This window comes from Rahnella sp. RcJ3, from assembly GCF_009498575.1.
GTDB classification, from domain to species: domain Bacteria; phylum Pseudomonadota; class Gammaproteobacteria; order Enterobacterales; family Enterobacteriaceae; genus Rahnella; species Rahnella aceris.
In genome coordinates, this window is record NZ_QSNX01000004.1 from 331,437 (window position 1) to 352,013 (window position 20,577).

General features: G+C 49.9%; 17 protein-coding genes. 6 read left to right on the forward strand and 11 right to left on the reverse strand.

Going from position 1 to position 20,577, the window contains the following annotated elements; translation table 11 throughout:
• Nucleotides 1-6: 6 nt before the first annotated feature.
• Nucleotides 7-1,509, reverse strand: coding sequence for a glycine betaine/L-proline transporter ProP (gene proP, locus DXU84_RS07935; RefSeq protein WP_013577751.1), 1,503 nt, complete (start codon nt 1,507-1,509; stop codon nt 7-9).
• A gap of 292 nt (nt 1,510-1,801) precedes the next feature.
• On the opposite strand from proP, the gene DXU84_RS07940 reads away from it, so the two are divergent.
• Complete coding sequence (locus tag DXU84_RS07940; RefSeq protein WP_013577752.1) at nt 1,802-2,983, forward strand: oligogalacturonate lyase family protein; 1,182 nt, start codon at nt 1,802-1,804, stop codon at nt 2,981-2,983.
• Nucleotides 2,984-2,986: 3 nt separating this feature from the next.
• Nucleotides 2,987-3,307, forward strand: a complete 321-nt coding sequence (locus tag DXU84_RS07945; RefSeq protein WP_013577753.1) for a cupin domain-containing protein — start codon at nt 2,987-2,989, stop codon at nt 3,305-3,307.
• 67 nt (nt 3,308-3,374) lie between these two features.
• On the opposite strand, the gene DXU84_RS07950 is transcribed toward DXU84_RS07945, so the two are convergent.
• From DXU84_RS07950 to DXU84_RS07960, 3 genes are all read right to left on the reverse strand, one after another.
• Entirely contained in the window at nt 3,375-4,013 is a 639-nt protein-coding gene (locus DXU84_RS07950; RefSeq protein WP_013577754.1) for an RpiB/LacA/LacB family sugar-phosphate isomerase, read from the reverse strand.
• Nucleotides 4,014-4,081: 68 nt separating this feature from the next.
• Complete coding sequence (gene kduD / locus DXU84_RS07955) at nt 4,082-4,843, reverse strand: 2-dehydro-3-deoxy-D-gluconate 5-dehydrogenase KduD (protein WP_013577755.1); 762 nt, start codon at nt 4,841-4,843, stop codon at nt 4,082-4,084.
• 396 nt (nt 4,844-5,239) lie between these two features.
• The gene (locus DXU84_RS07960; RefSeq protein WP_013577757.1) at nt 5,240-5,596 is read right to left on the reverse strand and encodes a helix-turn-helix domain-containing protein; all 357 of its coding nucleotides are present in this window, start codon (nt 5,594-5,596) and stop codon (nt 5,240-5,242) included.
• A gap of 443 nt (nt 5,597-6,039) precedes the next feature.
• On the opposite strand from DXU84_RS07960, the gene DXU84_RS07965 reads away from it, so the two are divergent.
• A complete protein-coding gene (locus DXU84_RS07965; RefSeq protein ID WP_223509661.1) occupies nt 6,040-7,176 on the forward strand; it encodes an efflux RND transporter periplasmic adaptor subunit in 1,137 nt (378 codons plus the stop codon).
• Between the two features lie 16 nt (nt 7,177-7,192).
• Nucleotides 7,193-10,345 carry an efflux RND transporter permease subunit gene (locus DXU84_RS07970; RefSeq protein ID WP_013577759.1) on the forward strand — a complete coding sequence of 1,051 codons (3,153 nt, stop codon included), beginning with the start codon at nt 7,193-7,195 and terminating at the stop codon, nt 10,343-10,345.
• 103 nt (nt 10,346-10,448) lie between these two features.
• Here DXU84_RS07970 and DXU84_RS07975 read toward each other — a convergent pair whose 3' ends face one another.
• The 4 genes from DXU84_RS07975 to DXU84_RS07990 form a co-directional block, all read right to left on the reverse strand.
• Entirely contained in the window at nt 10,449-10,934 is a 486-nt protein-coding gene (locus DXU84_RS07975; RefSeq protein ID WP_013577760.1) for an Rrf2 family transcriptional regulator, read from the reverse strand.
• A gap of 211 nt (nt 10,935-11,145) precedes the next feature.
• Nucleotides 11,146-12,303, reverse strand: coding sequence for a porin OmpC (ompC, locus tag DXU84_RS07980; RefSeq protein ID WP_153375348.1), 1,158 nt, complete (start codon nt 12,301-12,303; stop codon nt 11,146-11,148).
• Between the two features lie 609 nt (nt 12,304-12,912).
• Nucleotides 12,913-13,101, reverse strand: a complete 189-nt coding sequence (locus DXU84_RS07985; RefSeq protein WP_037033048.1) for a hypothetical protein — start codon at nt 13,099-13,101, stop codon at nt 12,913-12,915.
• Nucleotides 13,102-13,259: 158 nt separating this feature from the next.
• A complete protein-coding gene (locus DXU84_RS07990) occupies nt 13,260-13,673 on the reverse strand; it encodes a hypothetical protein (protein WP_119262438.1) in 414 nt (137 codons plus the stop codon).
• Nucleotides 13,674-13,902: 229 nt separating this feature from the next.
• On the opposite strand from DXU84_RS07990, the gene DXU84_RS07995 reads away from it, so the two are divergent.
• Nucleotides 13,903-14,682 carry a (S)-acetoin forming diacetyl reductase gene (locus DXU84_RS07995; RefSeq protein WP_013577817.1) on the forward strand — a complete coding sequence of 260 codons (780 nt, stop codon included), beginning with the start codon at nt 13,903-13,905 and terminating at the stop codon, nt 14,680-14,682.
• A gap of 64 nt (nt 14,683-14,746) precedes the next feature.
• On the opposite strand, the gene DXU84_RS08000 is transcribed toward DXU84_RS07995, so the two are convergent.
• Nucleotides 14,747-15,613, reverse strand: coding sequence for a helix-turn-helix domain-containing protein (locus DXU84_RS08000; RefSeq protein ID WP_037033050.1), 867 nt, complete (start codon nt 15,611-15,613; stop codon nt 14,747-14,749).
• A gap of 420 nt (nt 15,614-16,033) precedes the next feature.
• A complete protein-coding gene (locus DXU84_RS08005; RefSeq protein WP_228388975.1) occupies nt 16,034-17,464 on the reverse strand; it encodes a tannase/feruloyl esterase family alpha/beta hydrolase in 1,431 nt (476 codons plus the stop codon).
• Between the two features lie 505 nt (nt 17,465-17,969).
• On the opposite strand from DXU84_RS08005, the gene DXU84_RS08010 reads away from it, so the two are divergent.
• Nucleotides 17,970-18,137 carry a YhfL family protein gene (locus tag DXU84_RS08010; protein WP_013577820.1) on the forward strand — a complete coding sequence of 56 codons (168 nt, stop codon included), beginning with the start codon at nt 17,970-17,972 and terminating at the stop codon, nt 18,135-18,137.
• Between the two features lie 297 nt (nt 18,138-18,434).
• On the opposite strand, the gene ovoA is transcribed toward DXU84_RS08010, so the two are convergent.
• Nucleotides 18,435-20,576 carry a 5-histidylcysteine sulfoxide synthase gene (gene ovoA, locus DXU84_RS08015; RefSeq protein WP_153375352.1) on the reverse strand — a complete coding sequence of 714 codons (2,142 nt, stop codon included), beginning with the start codon at nt 20,574-20,576 and terminating at the stop codon, nt 18,435-18,437.
• Between the last annotated feature and the right edge of the window lies 1 nt (nt 20,577).

The window sequence follows — 20,577 nt, forward strand, 5'->3', positions numbered from 1 at the left end:
ACGGAATCAGTTGATATCAGGATGCTGAGCAATCAGATTTTTTCTTTTTGCTTCAAGTTCAACAATCTGCGCATCAATATCTTCAATTTTCTGTTCGATGTTATCGTGATGTTCCTGGAGGATTTCACGCGCTTCCGCACGGTCTGAGGCCGCCGGTGTGGCGCCTTTCAACGGACGGTTGGCGGTTTCTTTCATAAAGATACCGGTCACCAGACCAATCATCGCCACCACCATCAGGTAATACGCGGGCATGTACAGGTTATTGGTTGTTTCTACCAGCCACGCCGCGATCGTGGGCGTCAGACCCGCAATCAGTACTGAAATGTTGAAAGCAATCGCCAGCGCGCTGTAACGGATATGCGTCGGGAACATTGCCGGTAACGTTGACGCCATCACACCGATGAAGCAGTTCAGTAGCACCGCGAGGATCAGCAGACCTAAGAAAATCAGGCCTATCACATCACTGTTAATCAGAATGAAGCACGGGATAGCCAGAATGAACAGGCCGATGCTGCCGATGATCACGAAAGGCTTACGGCCAAAGCGGTCGCTCAGCATCCCCATGAATGGCTGTACAAACAGCATACCGACCATGATGGCGATGATGATCAGCACACCGTGATCTTCAGAGTAATGCAGGCTGTGGGACAGATAGCTCGGCATGTAGGTCAGCAGCATGTAGTAGGTGACGTTTGTGGCAATCACCATGCCGACACAGATAATCAGAGGCCGCCATTGCTTGGTCAGGATTTCACGGAACGAGACTCTTGGCGGTTCAGCGATGTCTTTGCGTGCATCACTGTCGATTTTATCCACGTGCTGCTGGAATGTCGGGGTTTCTTCCAGCGCATGACGCAGATAAATACCGATCAGGCCCAGCGGCGCAGCGATGAAGAACGGAATACGCCAGCCCCATTCGAGGAAGTTCGCCTCACCCACAATGCTGGAAATCAATACAACGACGCCCGCACCGAGAATAAAACCGGCGATGGAACCGAAATCCAGCCAGCTACCGAGGAAGCCGCGTTTCCTGTCAGGAGAATATTCCGCAACGAAAATCGCTGCACCGGTATATTCGCCACCCACCGAGAAACCCTGCGCTAATTTTGCCAGTAACAGCAAAATGGGCGCCCAGATACCGATGGAGTTATAACCGGGTATCAGCCCGATACAGAAGGTGCTGACGGACATGATGATGATGGTGACGGAAAGGACTTTCTGGCGACCAAATTTGTCGCCAAGCGCACCGAAGAACAGGCCGCCCAGAGGCCTGACAAGGAACGGTACGGAAAAGGTTGCCAGGGCGGCAATCATTTGAATACCCGGGTCTGCACCCGGGAAAAACACCTGCCCTAAAGCAAAGGCCACAAATCCATACACACCGAAATCAAACCATTCCATCGCATTGCCCAGTGCTGCGGCGGTAATGGCTTTTTTCAGTTTGGTGTCGTCAATGATAGTAATGTCATTGATTTGCATAGGTTTCACACGTTTTTTTCTTAATCTCATCTTTTACATCCCTTTTCTAAAATACTCCACCGTGTAAGCGTGAGATATTTTGTTCGTACTCTTTAATCATCCAGAGTATCAATAGCATTTGAGTAAGCTCTATCATTATAGGATGGTTTTACGCTGTGGCAAAAGCCAACCGTTTTGTGATCAGCTTTGCACTTTTGTTTTCACCCGACGCCGTTTTATCTCACTAAGTGGTAATGTGTTTTCAAATTAATGAAACTGCATTTTAATTAATGAAAAGGAAGCCAGAACACCGGCTGATTTCAAACTACTTGTGGGGTGAATCATGGCAAAAGGTTCTCAGATTCAATTTAATTTCCATACCGTTCAGGACCCTCAGACCGGTGCGCGGGTAACCCGTTTAACGCCGCCCGATGTGTTGTGTCATCGCAATTATTTCTATCAGAAATGCTTTACCCGTGATGGCAATAAACTGTTGTTTGCCGGTGAGTTTGACGGCAACCGCAACTATTACCTGCTGGATTTGAAAACACAGAATGCGGTGCAACTGACGGAAGGCAAAGGCGATAACACTTTTGGCGGTTTCCTCTCTCCGGACGATCAGTATCTTTACTACGTCAAAAATGAACGTAGCCTGCAGCGCGTAAAACTGGCTGATTTTAGTGAGCACACCGTGTATCAGGTGCCGGAAGAATGGGTTGGCTACGGCACCTGGGTGGCCAACAGCGAATGCACCCGTCTGGTGGGTATCGAGATCAGTCGTGAGGACTGGACGCCCCTGTCAGACTGGAAAATCTTCCAGGCGTTTTATCACAGCAATCCGCACTGCCGTCTGTTGCGCGTCGATTTACTCAGCGGGAAATCCCGTGTGATCCACGAGAAAAACGAATGGCTCGGACACCCGATTTATCGCCCGTTTGATGACAACACCGTCGCTTTCTGCCACGAAGGCCCTCACGATCTGGTTGATGCACGCATGTGGCTGGTGAATGAAGACGGCAGCAATGTGCGTAAAGTGAAAGAGCATGCGCCAGGCGAAAGCTGCACACATGAATTCTGGGTACCGGACGGTTCTGCGCTGATGTATGTGTCTTATCTGAAAGGCCAGCATGACCGCCACATCCGCCGGTTCGATCCGCAAACTGGTGAAGATGTCTGTCTGATGACTATGCCGGCCTGTTCGCATCTGATGAGCAACGAGAATGGCACGCTGCTGGTCGGTGACGGTTCCGGTACGCCGGTAGATGTGAAAGATACTGCCAGCCATACGATTGAAAACGATCCGTGGTTGTATATTTTCGATGCCAAAACCCGTCAGCATGCTCCTCTGGCCGCGCATAACAGTTCATGGCAAGTGCTTGATGGCGACCGGCAGGTGACGCATCCGCACCCATCTTTCTCGCCCGATGACCGTCACGTGCTTTTCACCACCGATTACGAAGGCTTACCGGCACTGTATCTGGCGGAAATCCCGGATGCCCTCCTCAGTTCATTACGCAAGGACTAACCGATGTTTACGTTTAAAAAAGATATTCCCTTACAGGATCTGGGTGACGGTGTGAGCCGTCGCGTTCTGGCGCATGACGGCACCATGATGGCCGTTGAAGTGTATTTTGAAGAAGGCGCCATTGGACCGATGCATAACCACGTGCATGAACAGCTGACATATGTGTTGTCCGGTCGCTTTAAATTCACGATCGGTGAAGAAACCCGTGAAGTAAGCGCAGGCGATACGCTGTATAAAAAACCGTACATCATGCACGGCTGCGTCTGTCTGGAAAAAGGTGTGTTGCTCGACACGTTCACGCCGCAACGACAAGATTTTTTATAATTCTTTCTGATCATAAAAAACCGGTGCCATGAGCACCGGTTTTTTTGACCCCACAGAAAACAAAATCTTATGCGAGGATTTCACGCACAAAGGTTTCGATCTCTTTGTTCTGGCAGTTTTCGAAGAAACATTTCTGGAAACGTTCGCCGGTGACAGCGGTTTTTACCAGTTCAGGATCGATAGCACGCAGCGTATCCAGATAGTTTTCTTTTACCACTGCGGCTTTCACCTGATTCAGAATACCGGCGTTGCGCACCTGAGGTTCTTTGCGGTCAGCCGGATAGCCTTCTCCTTTCACACCGGTAAAGGCCTTTTCAAAGATGAAACGCACGTTCAGCTCAGCGCCCCAGCCGAAGCCTTTAGCGAATGGCAGTGATAAGGCGTTGCCGTTGTTGATTTGCGCGAACAGGAAGGCATCCGCCGGATCAATGCAATAACCGCAGTTAACGCCCGGGTGAATGTTCAGAGACATCAGTGCGCCCTGACCGGTGCCGCAGCCTGCAACGACAAAATCCACAGCTTTAGAATTGAGCAGAATACTGGCCATGATGCCCAGATGGATGTATGTCAGGTGGTGATCCTGTTCGTCAGACATGCCCACGTTGTAGACCGGATACTCTTTTTCCGATGCCACGGCGTTGAGTTCTTTCAGGATGATCGCGTTTTTAGCGGCCTGACTGTTTTCCATCATCAATGCAATTTTCATGAGATTTCCTCTTTGGGCAGCGGTGTGACCCGCTGCTGTCGGTGAATATTTGTCAGTAATTAGCGTGATTAACGCGCCAGCCAGCCGCCGTCAACGGCAATCGTGTAGCCATTGATATAGTCGGAAGCCGGTGAAGACAGGAACACAACCGGCCCCATCAGATCAGATGGCAAGCCCCAGCGGCCAGCAGGAATACGCCCCAGAATCTCTTCGCTGCGTGCTTCATCGGCACGAAGTTGCTGGGTGTTGTTGGTCGCCATATAACCCGGTGCAATCGCGTTCACGTTGATGTTGTGTTTCGCCCATTCATTGGCCAGCAGACGAGTCACACCCATGACGGCGCTTTTCGATGCGGTATAAGAAGGCACGCGGATACCGCCCTGATAGGAAAGCATCGACGCGATATTAATGATTTTGCCGCCGGTGCCCTGAGCAATAAATTGCTTCGCGACAGCCTGTGACATGAAGAACACGGATTTGATGTTCAGATTCATCACATCATCCCAGTTCTTTTCGCTGAACTCGATGGCATCTTCACGGCGGATGATCCCGGCGTTATTGACCAGAATATCCAGATGTCCCATTTCTGCGACAGCGCGTTCGAGCAGTGCCGGAATGACTTTCGTGTCGCTCAGATCAGCCGTCAGGCTCAGGAAACGGCGGCCTGTTGCGCCAACGCGTTCGATAGTTTCTGTGGGCTCGACAATGTTGATCCCAACAATGTCACAACCGGCTTCGGCGAGGCCGATTGCCATACCCTGACCTAAACCGGTATCGCAACCGGTCACTACCGCGACTTTTCCCTGAAGCGAGAAATTATCCAGAATCATGATGGTTCCTTTATGCATAAAACGGAGGCGAATACGCTTTTCCGCAGGACTATTGGTTGTCGGGCTGTGCCCGGCGCCGAAATGATAAAAGGAGTTTAGCGATAAAACTCCCGCAACTCAAGAAATTGAAACGTCATTTCAATTTATGTGAACTTTGATGTCGTTTTTTGTTGGGTTGATCACGTCCTGACGCAGGGGGTCGTGCAAATGCCAGAAACAGAACGCTGTAAACAGGAAAAATGCGCAGCAAAGCGCCTGATGAAATTAATCATCCGGAGGAATTCTGGAGAGGAAAGGGAAGTTTATGAGGGAGAGAAAAACTCACTGCCCGGCAGGGAAGCCGGGCCAGCGGTACACGCTCACCAGGTAAGCGGAGAGCTTAAGCAGAGGCAACCGTTAGTGCAGGCAGCCCTGACATTCCGTTGCCAGATTCAGACCACGACGCCAGTCGCCCGGAGTCTGACCAAACTGGCGTTTGAAACTGCGGGTGAAAGATTGCTGTGAGTCGAAGCCCAGAGAAATCGCAACGCTGACAATAGGTTCGCCACTACTGGCCAGCATATCGGCAGATTTCTTCAGTTTTTTCTCACGAATGTATTCACCCATCGGCAAGCCGGTGTGCTCTTTAAACATACGCTGCAGATACCAGCGGGAATACCCTGCCCGTTTGGCAACAGTTTTAATATCCAGACGTTCTTCCAGATTGTGATCGATCCACTCGATCAGGTCGTGAATGAAATCCTCGGTTCTCATGGCAAGTCTCCTGCTTCTTTTTTGTTTGCGCCCCCCGAGGGCGACTCGTCTTTTAATACGTTGACCCAGTTTTCGATTAAATGCAAGTTTTACTATTGCATTTAATTGGCCGTTACCGGATAGTCTCTTTCCCGAAGTAAACGTTCTGTAAAATAGCACAGAAAGTGTAACAGTAATTCTTGCACTTTAGTAAGCGCATCCCTACAATCCCCTCGAATCAATTGTATCAATATTTGATACATTATTGTGCTGATGAACGGCGCAAGTCCCAAAAAAGTCAGATCAGGCAAAGGACGTTACCCGGCGGACAGGCCGGTGTATTGCCTGGCAGTACTTACTCACTGGAAATAAAAATAATGATGAACCTGCAAAAATCACAGGTTGTTGTACGCGGCCGCTCCGGCGGTACGCCTTTGACGTTGCGCCTTTCAGGGGTTGCGCTGATGGTTGCCCTGCTCGCCGGGTGTGACAACAGCGTGGCGCAAAATGCTGCACCACCTGCTCCGCAAGTCAGCGCGGCAGATGTGTTAATCAAACCAATCAGCCAGTGGGATGCGTTTAACGGACGTGTGGAAGCGGTACAAAGTGTTCAGTTGCGCCCCCGCGTGTCCGGCTATATCGATAAAGTGAATTATCAGGAAGGTCAGGAAGTGAAAAAGGGTCAGGTGCTGTTCACCATCGACGACCGCACTTACCGCGCCGCGCAGGAACAGGCGCAGGCTGAACTGGTGCGTGCGCGCAATCAGGCCAGTCTGGCGAGAAGTGAATCCGCCCGTACGGAAGCGCTGATCGGTTCGCTGGCTGTGTCGAAAGAAGCTGCGGAGCAACGTCGTTCGGCCGCTTCGCAGGCACAGTCAGATGTGCTGGCAGCTCAGGCACAGCTGGACATGGCACAGTTGAATCTTGATTTCACCCGTGTCATCTCCCCGATTGATGGTCGCGCCAGCCGTGCGATGATCACGACCGGCAATCTGGTAACAGCGGGCGACAGTGCCAGTGTACTGACCACGGTGGTGTCACTCGACACGGTCTACGTGTATTTCGATGTCGATGAAGGGACGTTCCTGCGCTATCAGGCGCAGGCCCGCGAAGGGAAATTCAATGACAGCCCGCAAAGTCGCTTACCGGTTCATGTCGGGCTGGTGGGTGAAAACGGCTACCCGCATCAGGGCGTCGTCGATTTTACTGACAATCAGCTGAACTCCGGCACAGGCACGATCCGCATGCGTGCTCTGCTGGATAACCGCGACCGCACATTTACGCCGGGATTGTTTGCCCGCGTTCAAATGCCAGGCAGCGCACAGTTCAACGCCCTGCTGGTGGACGATAAAGCCATCCTTACCGATCAGGATCGTAAATTCGTTTATGTGGTGGATAAAGATGGCAAGGCGCAGCGACGTGATGTTGAAATTGGCCGCATATACGGCGGCTTACGCATCGTGCAGAAAGGCCTTGAAGCAGGCGATCGCGTCATCATCGATGGTGTACAGAAAGTGTTCATGCCGGGCATGCCGGTCAATGCCAAAACCGTCAGCATGGCGGCTAATACTGTCACGCCAGCCGCTCCTGCCGTTCAATAAAAGAGAATCCTGACTCATGGACTTTTCCCGCTTTTTCATCGACAGGCCGATTTTTGCGGCCGTCTTGTCGATTCTGATTTTAGTCACCGGGGCGATTGCCATTCCCCTGCTGCCGGTCAGCGAATACCCGAACGTGGTACCGCCAAGCGTGCAGGTTCGCGCTGAATATCCGGGTGCTAACCCGAAAGTGATTGCTGAAACCGTGGCGACGCCGCTGGAAGAAGCGATCAACGGTGTTGAAAACATGGTGTACATGAAATCCGTGGCCGGTTCTGATGGTGTGCTGGTGACGACAGTCACTTTCCGTCCGGGAACCGATCCGGATCAGGCACAGGTTCAGGTGCAAAACCGTGTGGCCCAGGCCGAAGCCCGTCTGCCTGAAGATGTCCGCCGTCAGGGCGTGACCACGCAGAAACAATCGCCAACGTTGACGCTGGTGGTGCATCTGGTGTCACCTTCGGGTAAATATGATTCGCTGTATCTGAGCAACTACGCCACGCTGAAGGTGAAAGACGAGCTGGCACGTTTGCCGGGTGTCGGGCAGATCCAGATTTTCGGTGCAGGCGAATATGCCATGCGCGTGTGGCTGGATCCGAACAAAGTCGCGGCGCGGGGTCTGACGGCTTCTGACATTGTGAAGGCAATGCAGGAACAGAACGTACAGGTGTCTGCCGGTCAGCTGGGCGCAGAGCCGATGCCGAAAGACAGTGATTATCTGCTTTCCATCAATGCGCAGGGTCGTCTGAAAGATGAAGATGAGTTCGGCAAAATCATCCTGAAAAGCGGTGATAATGGCGAAATTGTCCGTCTTCGTGATGTGGCGCGTATCGAAATGGGGTCCGGCAGTTATGCCCTGCGCGCGCAACTTAATAATAAAGATGCAGTCGGGATCGGTATCTTCCAGTCGCCTGGCGCGAATGCGATCGATTTGTCAGACGCGGTGCGAGCCAAAATGGATGAACTGGCAACCCGGTTCCCGGAAGGCATGACCTGGCGTGCGCCGTACGACCCGACGGTGTTTGTCCGTGATTCCATCAGTGCGGTGGTTCACACATTGCTGGAAGCCGTCGTGCTGGTCGTACTGGTGGTTATTCTGTTCCTGCAAACCTGGCGCGCATCAATCATTCCTTTGCTGGCGGTACCGATATCTGTGATCGGGACATTCAGCATTCTGTATTTGCTCGGATTTTCGCTTAATACACTCAGTCTGTTCGGGCTGGTGCTGGCGATAGGGATAGTCGTCGATGACGCCATTGTGGTGGTGGAAAACGTCGAGCGAAACATCGAGGAGGGACTCGCGCCAAGGGACGCTGCGCACCAGGCGATGCGGGAAGTTTCAGGACCGATAGTGGCTATCGCGCTGGTGCTGTGTGCGGTGTTCGTGCCGATGGCGTTTTTGTCGGGCGTGACCGGTCAGTTCTATAAGCAGTTTGCGGTGACCATCGCCATTTCAACCGTGATCTCGGCCATCAACTCACTGACGTTGTCCCCTGCTCTTGCGGCATTGCTGCTTAAATCGCACGGTGCACCGAAAGACATGCCGTCGCGGCTTATCGACCGCCTGTTCGGCTGGATTTTCCGACCGTTCAACCGGTTCTTTAATGCCAGTTCACATCGTTATCAGAATGCAGTGTCTAAAACACTTGGGCGTCGTGGCGCGGTATTTGTGGTTTACATTCTGCTGTTGTGTGCGGCGGCCTTTATGTTCAAAGCCGTGCCGGGGGGCTTTATCCCGACGCAGGATAAACTGTATCTGATCGCGGGCGTGAAAATGCCGGAAGGCGCGTCCTTATCCCGCACTGATGCGGTGATCCGCAAAATCAGCGCAATGGGGTTAAGTACTGATGGCGTAATTGATGCGGTGGCGTTCCCCGGGTTGAACGCTTTGCAGTTCACCAATACGCCGAATACCGGTACGGTGTTCTTCGCGTTGAAACCACTGAGCGAACGTACCCGTACAGCGGCGGAGATTAATGCGGAAATCAACGCCAAGATTTCGCAGATCCAGGAAGGGTTCGCCTTCTCCATTATGCCGCCGCCGATCCTCGGATTGGGTCAGGGATCAGGTTATTCTCTGTATATACAGGATCGTGCAGGGCTGGGTTACGGTGCATTGCAAACCGCGATTAACACCATGTCCGGCGCTATCATGCAAACGCCGGGAATGGGGTATCCGATTTCTTCATATCAGGCTAACGTGCCGCAGTTGGACGCGCATATTGACCGTGATAAAGCCAAGGCGCAGGGCGTATCGCTGGACGAACTGTTCAGTACGCTGCAGGTGTATCTCGGCTCGTCCTATATCAATGATTTCAACCGGTTCGGACGTACCTGGAAAGTAATGGCACAGGCCGATGGCCAGTTCCGTGACACCGTGGAAGACATTGCCAATCTGCGTACCCGTAACGATAAAGGTGAAATGGTGCCAATCGGCAGTATGCTGAATATCACCACCACTTACGGTCCCGATCCGGTGATCCGCTATAACGGCTATCCGGCAGCAGATTTAATCGGTGACGCTGATCCCCGCGTGCTTTCTTCGACGCAGGCAATGACCGAGCTGACTGCAATGTCGAAAAACCTGTTACCGAACGGCATGAATATCGAATGGACCGACCTGAGCTATCAGCAATCCACACAAGGCAATGCTGCACTGATTGTGTTCCCGATGTCCGTGTTACTGGCGTTTCTGGTGCTGGCCGCCCTGTATGAGAGCTGGACGCTGCCGCTGGCGGTAATCCTGATTGTGCCAATGACCATGCTATCGGCCCTGTTTGGCGTGTGGCTGACCGGTGGCGACAACAACGTGTTTGTACAGGTCGGACTGGTGGTGCTGATGGGACTGGCATGTAAGAACGCGATTCTGATTGTTGAGTTCGCCCGCGAGCTTGAACTGCAAGGTAAAGGGATTATCGAATCTGCGCTTGAGGCATGCCGTCTGCGTCTGCGCCCTATCGTCATGACCTCGATTGCGTTTATCGCCGGGACTATCCCGTTGATTCTGGGTCACGGCGCGGGTGCGGAAGTGCGCGGTGTCACCGGTATTACCGTATTCTCCGGTATGCTGGGTGTGACGTTGTTCGGGTTGTTCCTGACGCCTGTTTTCTACGTCGCACTGCGCAAGCTGGTGACGCGTAAGAAAGTCGTTTTAGAAACGCAAACTGTGTAAACCGTTAAGATCAACAGAATGCAAAAAGCCGGGAGAATGATCTCCCGGCTTTTTTTTATATGCTTTATTAAGAGCGGTGCGCAGCGTCTTGCGTATCAGCGCTCTATTTCAAACAGAGCGAATCTTCTGGGTTTTGCGCCGCTAAATCTTTGGTACATTTGTATTTGCCACCGCGTTCAAACTCAGCCAGGGCATCCGCAACGGTATGACGGGCTAACACCTGAAACGACGCTTCTTCAGCTTCGCTGACAATGTTTTTGAAATAGGTGCAGGCATTGGCGCTGACCACACAGCGGGCGGGCACGTCCGGGCGCGCTGCCCACAGACGTTTATCTTCAATCACCGCGCAATAAATATCACGAAGTGTGATTTCTTCCGCCGGACGGCCAAGTGTAATCGAGCCGGTGCGACCAAGTGTGGAGACGATAATGCCATGCTGAGTCAGTGGCACCATCAGTTTGCGGATAAAACTGGAGTTGGCTTCCAGACCCGTTGCTAAAATCGCACTGGTGCAGCGCTGGCCAGCCTTTTGGGACTGAGCGATACAAAACACCATCTGCATAGCTGTCGGAAAGCGATAATCTAACATGTCATTGTCCTGAGAAACCAAGTCTTAGGTGAAGCACCGTATCACAGAGGAAATCCCCTATACGTGATCTGGTCAATAATATAACAAACACTGTTGCATTATTGAAGGCAGACACCTCTTAAACGCACAGAAAGCCACGATTTAAGGCACAAAAAAACCCATCCGGAGATGGGTTTTGGTACTCAGATTCTTTTATGAGAAGTTTCGGAGATTAGAACTGATATTGTAAGCCTACACCCACGATATCATCGGTAGAGATTTTGTTGGTTTCGTAGAAATTATCATCGTTGTCCAGCAGGTTAATTTTGTAATCAACGTAGGTGGACATATTTTTGTTGAAGTAATAACTCGCGCCAACAGAAACATATTTAACCAGATCTTTATCGTTGTTATCAGAAGTATTACTGCCGTCTGCAGTCAAATCCTTACCTTTAGATTGCAGGTAAGACACTTCAGGACGTAATCCAAAATCAAATTGATATTGTGCGGTTACTTCGAAGTTCTGCGTTTTGTTTGCAACACCACTCTCACCAAACATTGTCATATTACGCGTTTCGGAATACATCGTAGCGAGATAGACATTGTTTGCGTCATATTTTGTACCCACAGTCCAGACATCAGCTTTATCCCCTCCTGCAAAATTCTCACCTGCAGAAGTCGTCTGATCGTTTGTACGGTCAGATGATGCATACGCGGCACCCGCAGTGATACCCATACCGAAGTCATAAGTGGTAGAAAGAGCATAGCCATCACCATTCTGATGACGAACGTCGCGGCCATTATTCGTGCCTTCACCTGCTGGTGTATAGTTAATGTCTTCGCTGTTGTTATCGCCATCATTCGCACCCTGATATTGCAGTGCAAAGTTCCAGCCTTTTACTTCACCAAAGAAGTCTGTATTACGGTAAGTCGCAACGCCATTAGTACGACCAACCATAAAGTTATCAGAGGAGGTGTAGGTATCGCCGCCGAACACTGGCAGCATATCGGTCCAGGCTTCAATGTCATACACAACGCCGTAGTTACGGCCGTAATCGAATGAACCGAAGTCAGCGAATTTCAGACCTGCAAAGCCCAGACGGGTGGCGTTGCCTGATGTACCTGTATTTTCAGAATTATTAGCCTGGACGTTGTATTCCCACTGGCCGTAACCGTTCAGTTGATCGGTAATTTGGGTTTCACCTTTAAAGCCTACACGAACATACGTTACGTCGCCGTCCTGACCTGCATCATCTGAAAATTGGTGACGTGCATCAACTTTGCCATACAGGTCCAGTTTATTGCCGTCTTTATTATATATTTCTGCGGAATGAGCTGCGCCTGCAACCAGTAATGCCGGGATAATAAGTGCCAATGCTTTTAATTTCATGATGTATTCCTTTATCATTTAATTGGATACTTGAATTTATTATATATATATTTTCAATGAGTTAGACTCGTATTAATATTACCTGCAGAGTTCCGTGGTTCTGTAGATAAATTATCGGTTTTAATTTTATTATTTATTACTAATTATTTCTGTCGGTATTATCAATATTTCGAATGAATGTTATAGTTAATTTCATATAAAATATGTATTTATAATTATATATTTTTCTGTGGTACTTTATTTCCGGGTTGTGGAATCATCACTGCAATCCTATTTACCCTTCCTTGGTTTTACTTATATTCTTTTTAGTCGCCGTTTTACCCCTGTTAACGGCGTTAGTATGTCGCCCCGCCTGACTGCGGGGCTTTTTTTTGCATAAAAAAACCCATAACCGGCGAAAGTTATGGGCTCAACAAATGAGAGAGAACTAAAATTTCTACGACGAGGTCAGAGAGACTTTCCACAACAACCTGCATAACAGATGTCACGGTTGCGTTATCCGCAGCGGAAACACCGGCTATTCAGGGTACAGCACATAATTTCAGGAGAAGGCTTCTCTCATGGCACAGCTCGTTCCAGTAACTGAACCGCAATAAACGGATATAACGATCAGGAGCGGCGAAACCAGGCCGGATCACTGTTCCCCACATCAATACCGTAAAGACAGCCTGTGGCGAGAAAGCTTTCCAGCAGACGGGATGTATCCTGCGCCCTCTCCGCTGGTGGATGACTGACCTTGCGGTGCGTGATACGTTGCCATAGCGAACGGCGCTCAGCAGTGTGTACAGTGATTGACATACAGGCCTCCGGTTAATCGCAGCTTCAAAATCAAAGCTTTCTTTAACGCTGGTTTCAAAATCGTGGCAAACGATGCCTGCCGCGGGAATGAACGTAGTAAACCTTTTATGAACGGCAAACTGAACCAACCATTTTTGCTTTCTTTATGAAGTTTTGAACTATAACTCCCGCAGCCAAACGCCTTCGCAGAACAGTTTTGCACAGGCCAGACTTTGCTGATGACGTAATGCCGGATCTGCGGGATCTTGCGCGAATTGTACCAGCATGCCGGTAAAACATTGCGCGAGCATGACGGCAGAAATTTCTTTGCGGAAAAGTTTGCTTTGCTGATTTTGCACGAGGTTTTCTGCCATCAGGTTGATCAGCAAACGCTGTGTCTCTTGCGCCAGAGGTGGCAGCAAAAACACCTGCTGCGTCAGTTCATTGTTTTCAGCGAAAAAATTCAGCAACTTGCGAAAGCAGAGCGCCATCCGGTCCAGTACCTGATTTTCGGCAACGTCAGGCGCAATCTGTAATGAACGCACCAGTGCAGTCAGGCGTTCACGGAAAAGAACAATATTATTGCCGGTCATTTCTGCATCCTTACTCTCTTACACGTATGCCATTCTAAACGACTTGCTGGCAGGAACAGCCATTTGCGTTTGACCAAATCAGAAAAAGTTAATGACCGTGCTTAACAATTGCACATTGGGAGCGGCAGGCGTAAACCAGTGGATAGCTCACGCAACGGCACCGGGTCGGGTAGACCGTGTCTTGCGCGCAGCACCTGAAGAAGATACCGAATACATAGAGGATAGTCGTATGTCTAAAAATGGAAAAGTGGCTTTAGTGACAGGTGGTGGTCAGGGGATCGGCCGCGCGATTGCACTGCGTCTGGCGAAGGATGGTTTTGCTGTGGCCGTGGTGGATTTTAATGGGGAAACAGCGAAAAAAGTTGCCGAAGAAATTAATCATGCCGGTGGTAAAGCCATTGCTCAGTTGGCGGACGTTTCAGACCGGGAGCAAGTTTTTGCTGCCGTAGAAGCGGCCACCAGGCAACTCGGTGGTTTTGATGTCATCGTTAATAATGCCGGGATTGCGCCGACGACACTGATTGAAGACATCACCCCGGAAATCGTCGATAAAGTTTATAATATCAACGTGAAAGGTGTCATTTGGGGCATTCAGGCGGCAGTCAAAGCGTTCAAGTCACAAGGGCATGGCGGCAAAATTATTAATGCGTCATCACAGGCCGGGCATGTGGGTAACCCTGAACTGGCGATCTACAGTTCGAGTAAATTTGCGGTGCGCGGGCTGACACAAACTGCAGCGCGTGACCTGGCCTCGCTGGGTATTACTGTCAATGCCTACTGTCCTGGGATTGTGAAAACGCCGATGTGGGAAGAAATAGACCGTCAGGTGTCAGCGGCAGCCGGAAAACCGGCGGGCTATGGTACACAAGAATTCGCCAAGAATATTACGCTGAAACGCCTTTCTGAGCCGGAAGATGTCGCGGCTTGCGTTTCTTATCTGGCCGGGCCGGATTCTGATTACATGACGGGTCAGGCTTTGCTGATCGACGGCGGTATGGTGTTCAACTGATCCCCTTTCCCGCCCGTCAGGCCTCTCATAATGAGGGGCTTTTTTGTTTCTCTTTTCTACCTGATCACTGTGTGGCCAGCGGAATATAGTATTCGCAGGTCACGCCTTTGAGCGCAGATTCACGCGAGTACTTCTCCAGGTCCGGTTGCATAATAAATTCAAGACCCAGCGTAGGCAAAAACACAGAATACAGATAAAGAATAAAATCGTTCAACCGGCTAAGATCGTACGGATAGTTGATCTTCAGATAACGGCTGGCCGGAACCAGGATGTTGTGGCTGTCGCTGGTGTGTACCTGATGTGCCACGGTGTAATCCATCTGCAACGCATTCGCCACTTCATCATTCGTATCAGGCCGGCAGTCCGACAATCCCCAGACCGGTGCCCGCAGAGATTCCGGTGTTTCCAGATAACGCAGCAACTCCGCGCGGTGAACGTGATTCTTACTGTTGAATAAGGCTTCAATGGGGTAAGAATGCGAGATCGTCTCCCCTTCAAACGCCATCACCGGTAACTCTACGATTTCATATTCCGGCTGCGGAAACTCATCGACGGTAAGCGGCGCGGTGATCCCGTTCATGGTCCATGATGCATTGCGGCGATACGTACCGGGAGTTTCGGCGAAATTCTTCTTGAACGATCGGGTGAACGTTTGCTGCGAATCGTACGAGTAGTACAACGAAATATCGAGGATAGGCATATTGGTCAGACGCAACGCGATAGCGGCCATCGTGAGACGGCGGTCACGAATGTATTTACCTAGTGCGTAACCCGTTTTACTTTTAAACAAACGCTGAAGATACCATGGTGAATAGCCGGTTTTTTTTGAGGCTTTTTCCATGGTCAGACGATCACTTAAGTTGACTTCGATCCAGTAGAGTAACTCTTTGATCAAATCGTCATGAAAATCAGGTTTTTGTTCGCTCTGCAAAATGAACTCCCTGTGCTGCAATAAAGTCGCGTGATTAGGACGCGACAGATTTTGAAATCATATGCACTACAATGGCATCCGCGCTCTGGCTAACGTTTTTTAGACATCAGAGGTTTCCTCACATACCGTTCGGCAGGCGTAAAGCTCATTTTCGATGGCGCGGTTAAGATTGTATTCTGCACAGTCTGCGCTCAGCCCGAGCGTTTCCAGGCGTGACATGGCATCCATGCTGCTTTACACAGATAAGCCACAGGAGTAACCGAAGAAAAGTAGATAGCTGAGGATAATGCCAAGACTTGAACGGATGTTCAAGTTATTTGAGAACGCTCATTCACCTGTGAATTTATATAGGTAAATGACTTGCAATCTCCTGCAAAAGCATACCCGCCGAGGCAGGCAGAAAAGTGAATATGAGAAATATTATCTGGCGGAACAGGTAAAACTGGAGGCCATTTTCGTGTCACCCTGTCCGTTGTATCGTGGGAATAACGGATAATCACACAACGGCATTTCGCGCCCGGCAGTTGCTTTGTTTGTATCAATCATCACTTGCTGACCCGGATCTATCCCATGAACAACCCATTTATCCAGGGTTCCTAATGAATCCCAACTCACCCGATATGTCCCGCTGCTGTGCGTGAAACCCGGTGCCAGGTAGAAACGGGCAAACTGATGAAGTTCTTGCTCACCAAATTCAGCTTTCAGCTTCTCGTAATACGCTACGGTGTTTCCCGGCGGAACAGCCATATCCGCCGTGCCATGCATCAGTAAAAGTTTGCCTCCATGCTGCACAAAAGTGTGAATATCGGCACTATCATTATCGATTTGTGCCGCCAGTTCTTTCAGCCTCGTCTCATGGGCTGCGGGATTAAACTGAAGAGAGTCGTAATTTGCATCTCGCATCACTTCGTAGCGGACAGCTTGATCGCCCATCATGTAAGGGAATGAAATAATGATATTACTGGCTTCTGGTTTTGGCTTGTTTGCACCGGAACCAAAAACACTGACTAACGCAGAAGCGTCTGCACCACGTAAAATTGGCCATGGGGCAAAGTGATCGCCAGTTAGCAGGTTGACACCCAGAGGCACCGGTTTATTAAGCATCTGGACCAGCGCGATTTGCGTATCTGAAAGGCAGTTGGCGCCTATATCTTTCCCATCCGGGCAGCGCAGATGAGCCAGTTTAAATGTCGAACTGCAGGCATCCGGATTGGCGACTACACCATCAGCCAGACCATCCAGTTTGTCACAGGCACCGGTAACGGCATTGGCAATCAGTGCGGCTTTGGCCGGCGAAATCCACGCGCCCGGCGTGTTGTAGATTGCCTTCCCGATACTGATCCCGGCCATGTGCAGTTCAACGACGTTATACACCGGATGAATGGCAATCGCGCCGTCATAGTCAAGCGGGAAGCGCTGGATCGCCGCAAGCGCTTCGTGGCCGCCTTGCGAATTACCCTGAAAATACATGTGAGCAGGTTTTCGACCATAAGCCTGTTGGATCAAGGCAACGGCCACATCGTGTGTTTTCTTGATTTGCGCACCGGCAAAGTTATCCCAGGCTTCCCCGTTAAGGGTAAAGGAAGCATCGGATACTCCGCCCTGATGGCCTGAATCACTGCCAAACGTGGCATAACCTTGCTTTATTGCGCCGGGTGTTGCTGCCGGCGCCAGACGTGCTATATCAGCGTCTTTAATCGCACCGTCAAAACCACTGCCACCCAGTTGCAGGGCTTTACCATTCCAGTCAAGCGGCAGGTAAAGCTGAAAATTAATATCGGGCGCGTTGAGATCGACGGGCCTGATCTGCCCTTCAATCTTGCAATGTTGATTACCCGGATGGCCCGCCATTGCCACTGTGGTGACCCGCGCCCCCCTTGTCGGAAGCCCGATTGCGTCTGCATTGATATGCACATTTTTTAAGGCGACGCACTGTGCTTCGGTGAGGCCTTTTTCAGGGGCAGCTAAAACAGTAGCGGTGAACAGCATAAGCAAGCAGAGGCAGAAGGGAGCTTTCATCAGACAACGTTCATTCCGGCGGCTAAGTAGCGGCAGTTTGTCATTAAATGACCTGTTAAAGAAGTCTTTTGACTATTCAGTGTTTAAAAAAATGGTCACAATATGCATTAATTATATATCTGATGAATATTAATCTCTCGCAAAATTATCGACATCATTGAGTTTATAAACATATTAATAATGAATATCTTAAAATAAAGCAAGGCAGGGTAATATTAAAAATGCGCAGTGATGGGTATTTATTTGCCTGTTATGGATGTTAAGCGTATATTCGCGTTTGCCTGAATTTAAAATGACGGCCTATATACATAATCATCTATTTTAAAAAGGAATTTATATGAAAAACTTATTTAAGTTAGCTCTTCTCGCTGCGGTAGTTACGACACTTTCAGGCTGTACCGGTAGCGTTTTTAATAAAGAGAAAAATTGTGACTATACTTATTTGCTGCACCCTGCGATTTCAATTTCTAAAATGATCGGGGGTTGTGGTCCGGCAGAGAAATAAGTAGCGAGTTTTGTCATGCCGGACCTCAGTGTCCGGCATTTGCTATTCTGCAACGCCTGAATTCATAATCTTTACCGTTTCCCCCTTTTTTCATTACCGAGCCATAAGATCATACCAGCCAATTTTAGTTACAACATACATATATTCAGATAAATCAAAACACCAAAAACTTAACCAAAAGTGTCTTCTGTATTTCTTCAGGGCGAACGTGTCTTAGATTTATTGACCAGCCTCCATCAGCACGGATAAAAAAATGGCCGCATAAGCGACCATTAACCTCTTTCAGAAATAGAGAATTTACCGCTTACGCCACAGTGTAAGTTCCGCTACGGTATGCTGGAATTTCCTCGCCGTTTCACGGATCACAAACGGAACATCTGCCGGTTGCCTAACCTCTTCAAATCCACTCGCCAGCAAACGTTTCAACGCCTGATGCGTCGTAACAGCTTCACCATTTTCCCGGAACCCGCCCAGCCAGTGCTCTTTCGGTGTAAACTCTTCGAGCCAGGTGTAAGGTGAAGAAAGCATGAGTAAGCCGCCAGAACGAATCATTGGCGTAATATCTGTCAGAAAACGTGCAGGTTCACGCAGTCGATCCAGCAAATTAGCCGCCAGGACCAGATCGTATAATTCCGCCTGCGGCTTCAGGTTACAGGCATCACCCTGCACAAAATTCACCCGCACTGTCTGCTCTGCTGAGATATTGACATCAGCGAGCGAAGCCTGGCAATAATCCACCAGTTCGCCCTCCTCCGGGATTACATACCGACAGGCTTCACCGCGTGCCAGAGCCAGAGCGACATCAATAAATCGCGCGGAATAATCCATTCCAACCACAGAGTCGAAATGACGTGCAAGTTCAAAACTGGCACGTCCCGTAGCACACCCGATATCCAGCGCCCTGCCACGATTAACTGTATTTTCAACTGCAATATCAACCAGTTGAACTGCATAATTCGTTACGTCGAAATGACGCGGACCGTACTGGAAATCAAGATACTGCGCCACCAGCCCGTCAGTTTCATAAGGATTCACTTTCACCACTTCCTGATGGCTGGAAATCACATAGCGGAAACCGGCATGCTGGAAAAAGTGGCGACGAAAAGCATAACGCGAAGATTTTAGCGCTTCATTGCCCGTTGAAATCCAGCTTCCGCCTTTGATCATGGAATGTTTACCATCGAATGTTGGCGTCGAAAAATCATCATATAAAGGATGAACACGAAAGCCGTCAAATCCACTGATCGGCGTAGACGCCCATTGCCAGACATTCCCCACAACATCATAAAAATCACCTTGTTCGAAATGATCAACCGGACAGGATGATGCCCACCATGCGAGGTTGATATTTCCCGGTGCTGTTTCCCAGTCTGGCTGATCACCCTGCACCTGATTACGCAGAATCATCCATTCAGCTTCAGTCGGCAACTGTACTGATTCACCGGTCTGCGCCGCTTTCCAGCGACAGAATGCTGCCGCTTCCAGTTGATTAACTTCAGCAGGCCAGTCCCATGGCATCGGCACTTCTTCCGTCATCAGGCGAAGTTTCAGCCGTTCAGGTTCCCGGGGCGAACCCACCCAGAAAGTGGGCATTTCAGCCCGCGCAAAATCCCGCCAGCCAAGCCCTTCTTCGTCCCACCACTGGGCATCGTGATAGCCGTCCGCCTGTATGAAAGTATAAAATTCAGCGTTACTGACCAGCATCTTACTGGCACTAAATGCATGAATTTTCTGTTGAGATGTGCCGTATTCGTTATCCCAGCCGTAGGTATCATCCTGCTTACCCAACGTGACAATGTCACCTTTCACCGCCAGCATAGTGTTATCAGGTACGCTGTTGCGGTCATGACGGGCGATTCCACACACCGGCCAGTGAGATTGTGGCTTAACCCATTCCACCGGCAACTGACGGATCAATACACTGGATGTTTCCAGATGAATGCGCTCATGTTCAATGCCCATCAGAATCACCCAGGCAGGGCTGTCCCATCCGATGGGTAAACTCAGCGCCATGGTGTCAATAATACCGAGCACTTCTTCACGTACTTTGTCGCGGTATTGACGCAAGTTAACAACTGATGGCCAGTTATAGTTCTGATCGTCGAGATCATCCCAGCTCATTTCATCCACACCGATCGCCAGCATCGCTTCGATGTGTGAATCAACACGTTGAGGAATCAGCCCCGCAGCCATCAGCTTATTAATATAAAAAGTGGCGGTATGACCGAAATAAAAAATCAGCGGGTGGCGAAGCGAAATTGCCTTATTGAAATAGGCTCTTTCATCAGCGAGACAATCAAACAGGCTCTCGTACAGCTCCCAGGTTTGAATGAAATAATCGCGAATTTCCTGACGTTTTTCTTCCGCTGTTCCGGTGCTTAGCAAAATGGTCTGCGTCGGTTCTGGCAACCCGATAGCCTTGTTTTGTGTTGAAAGCATT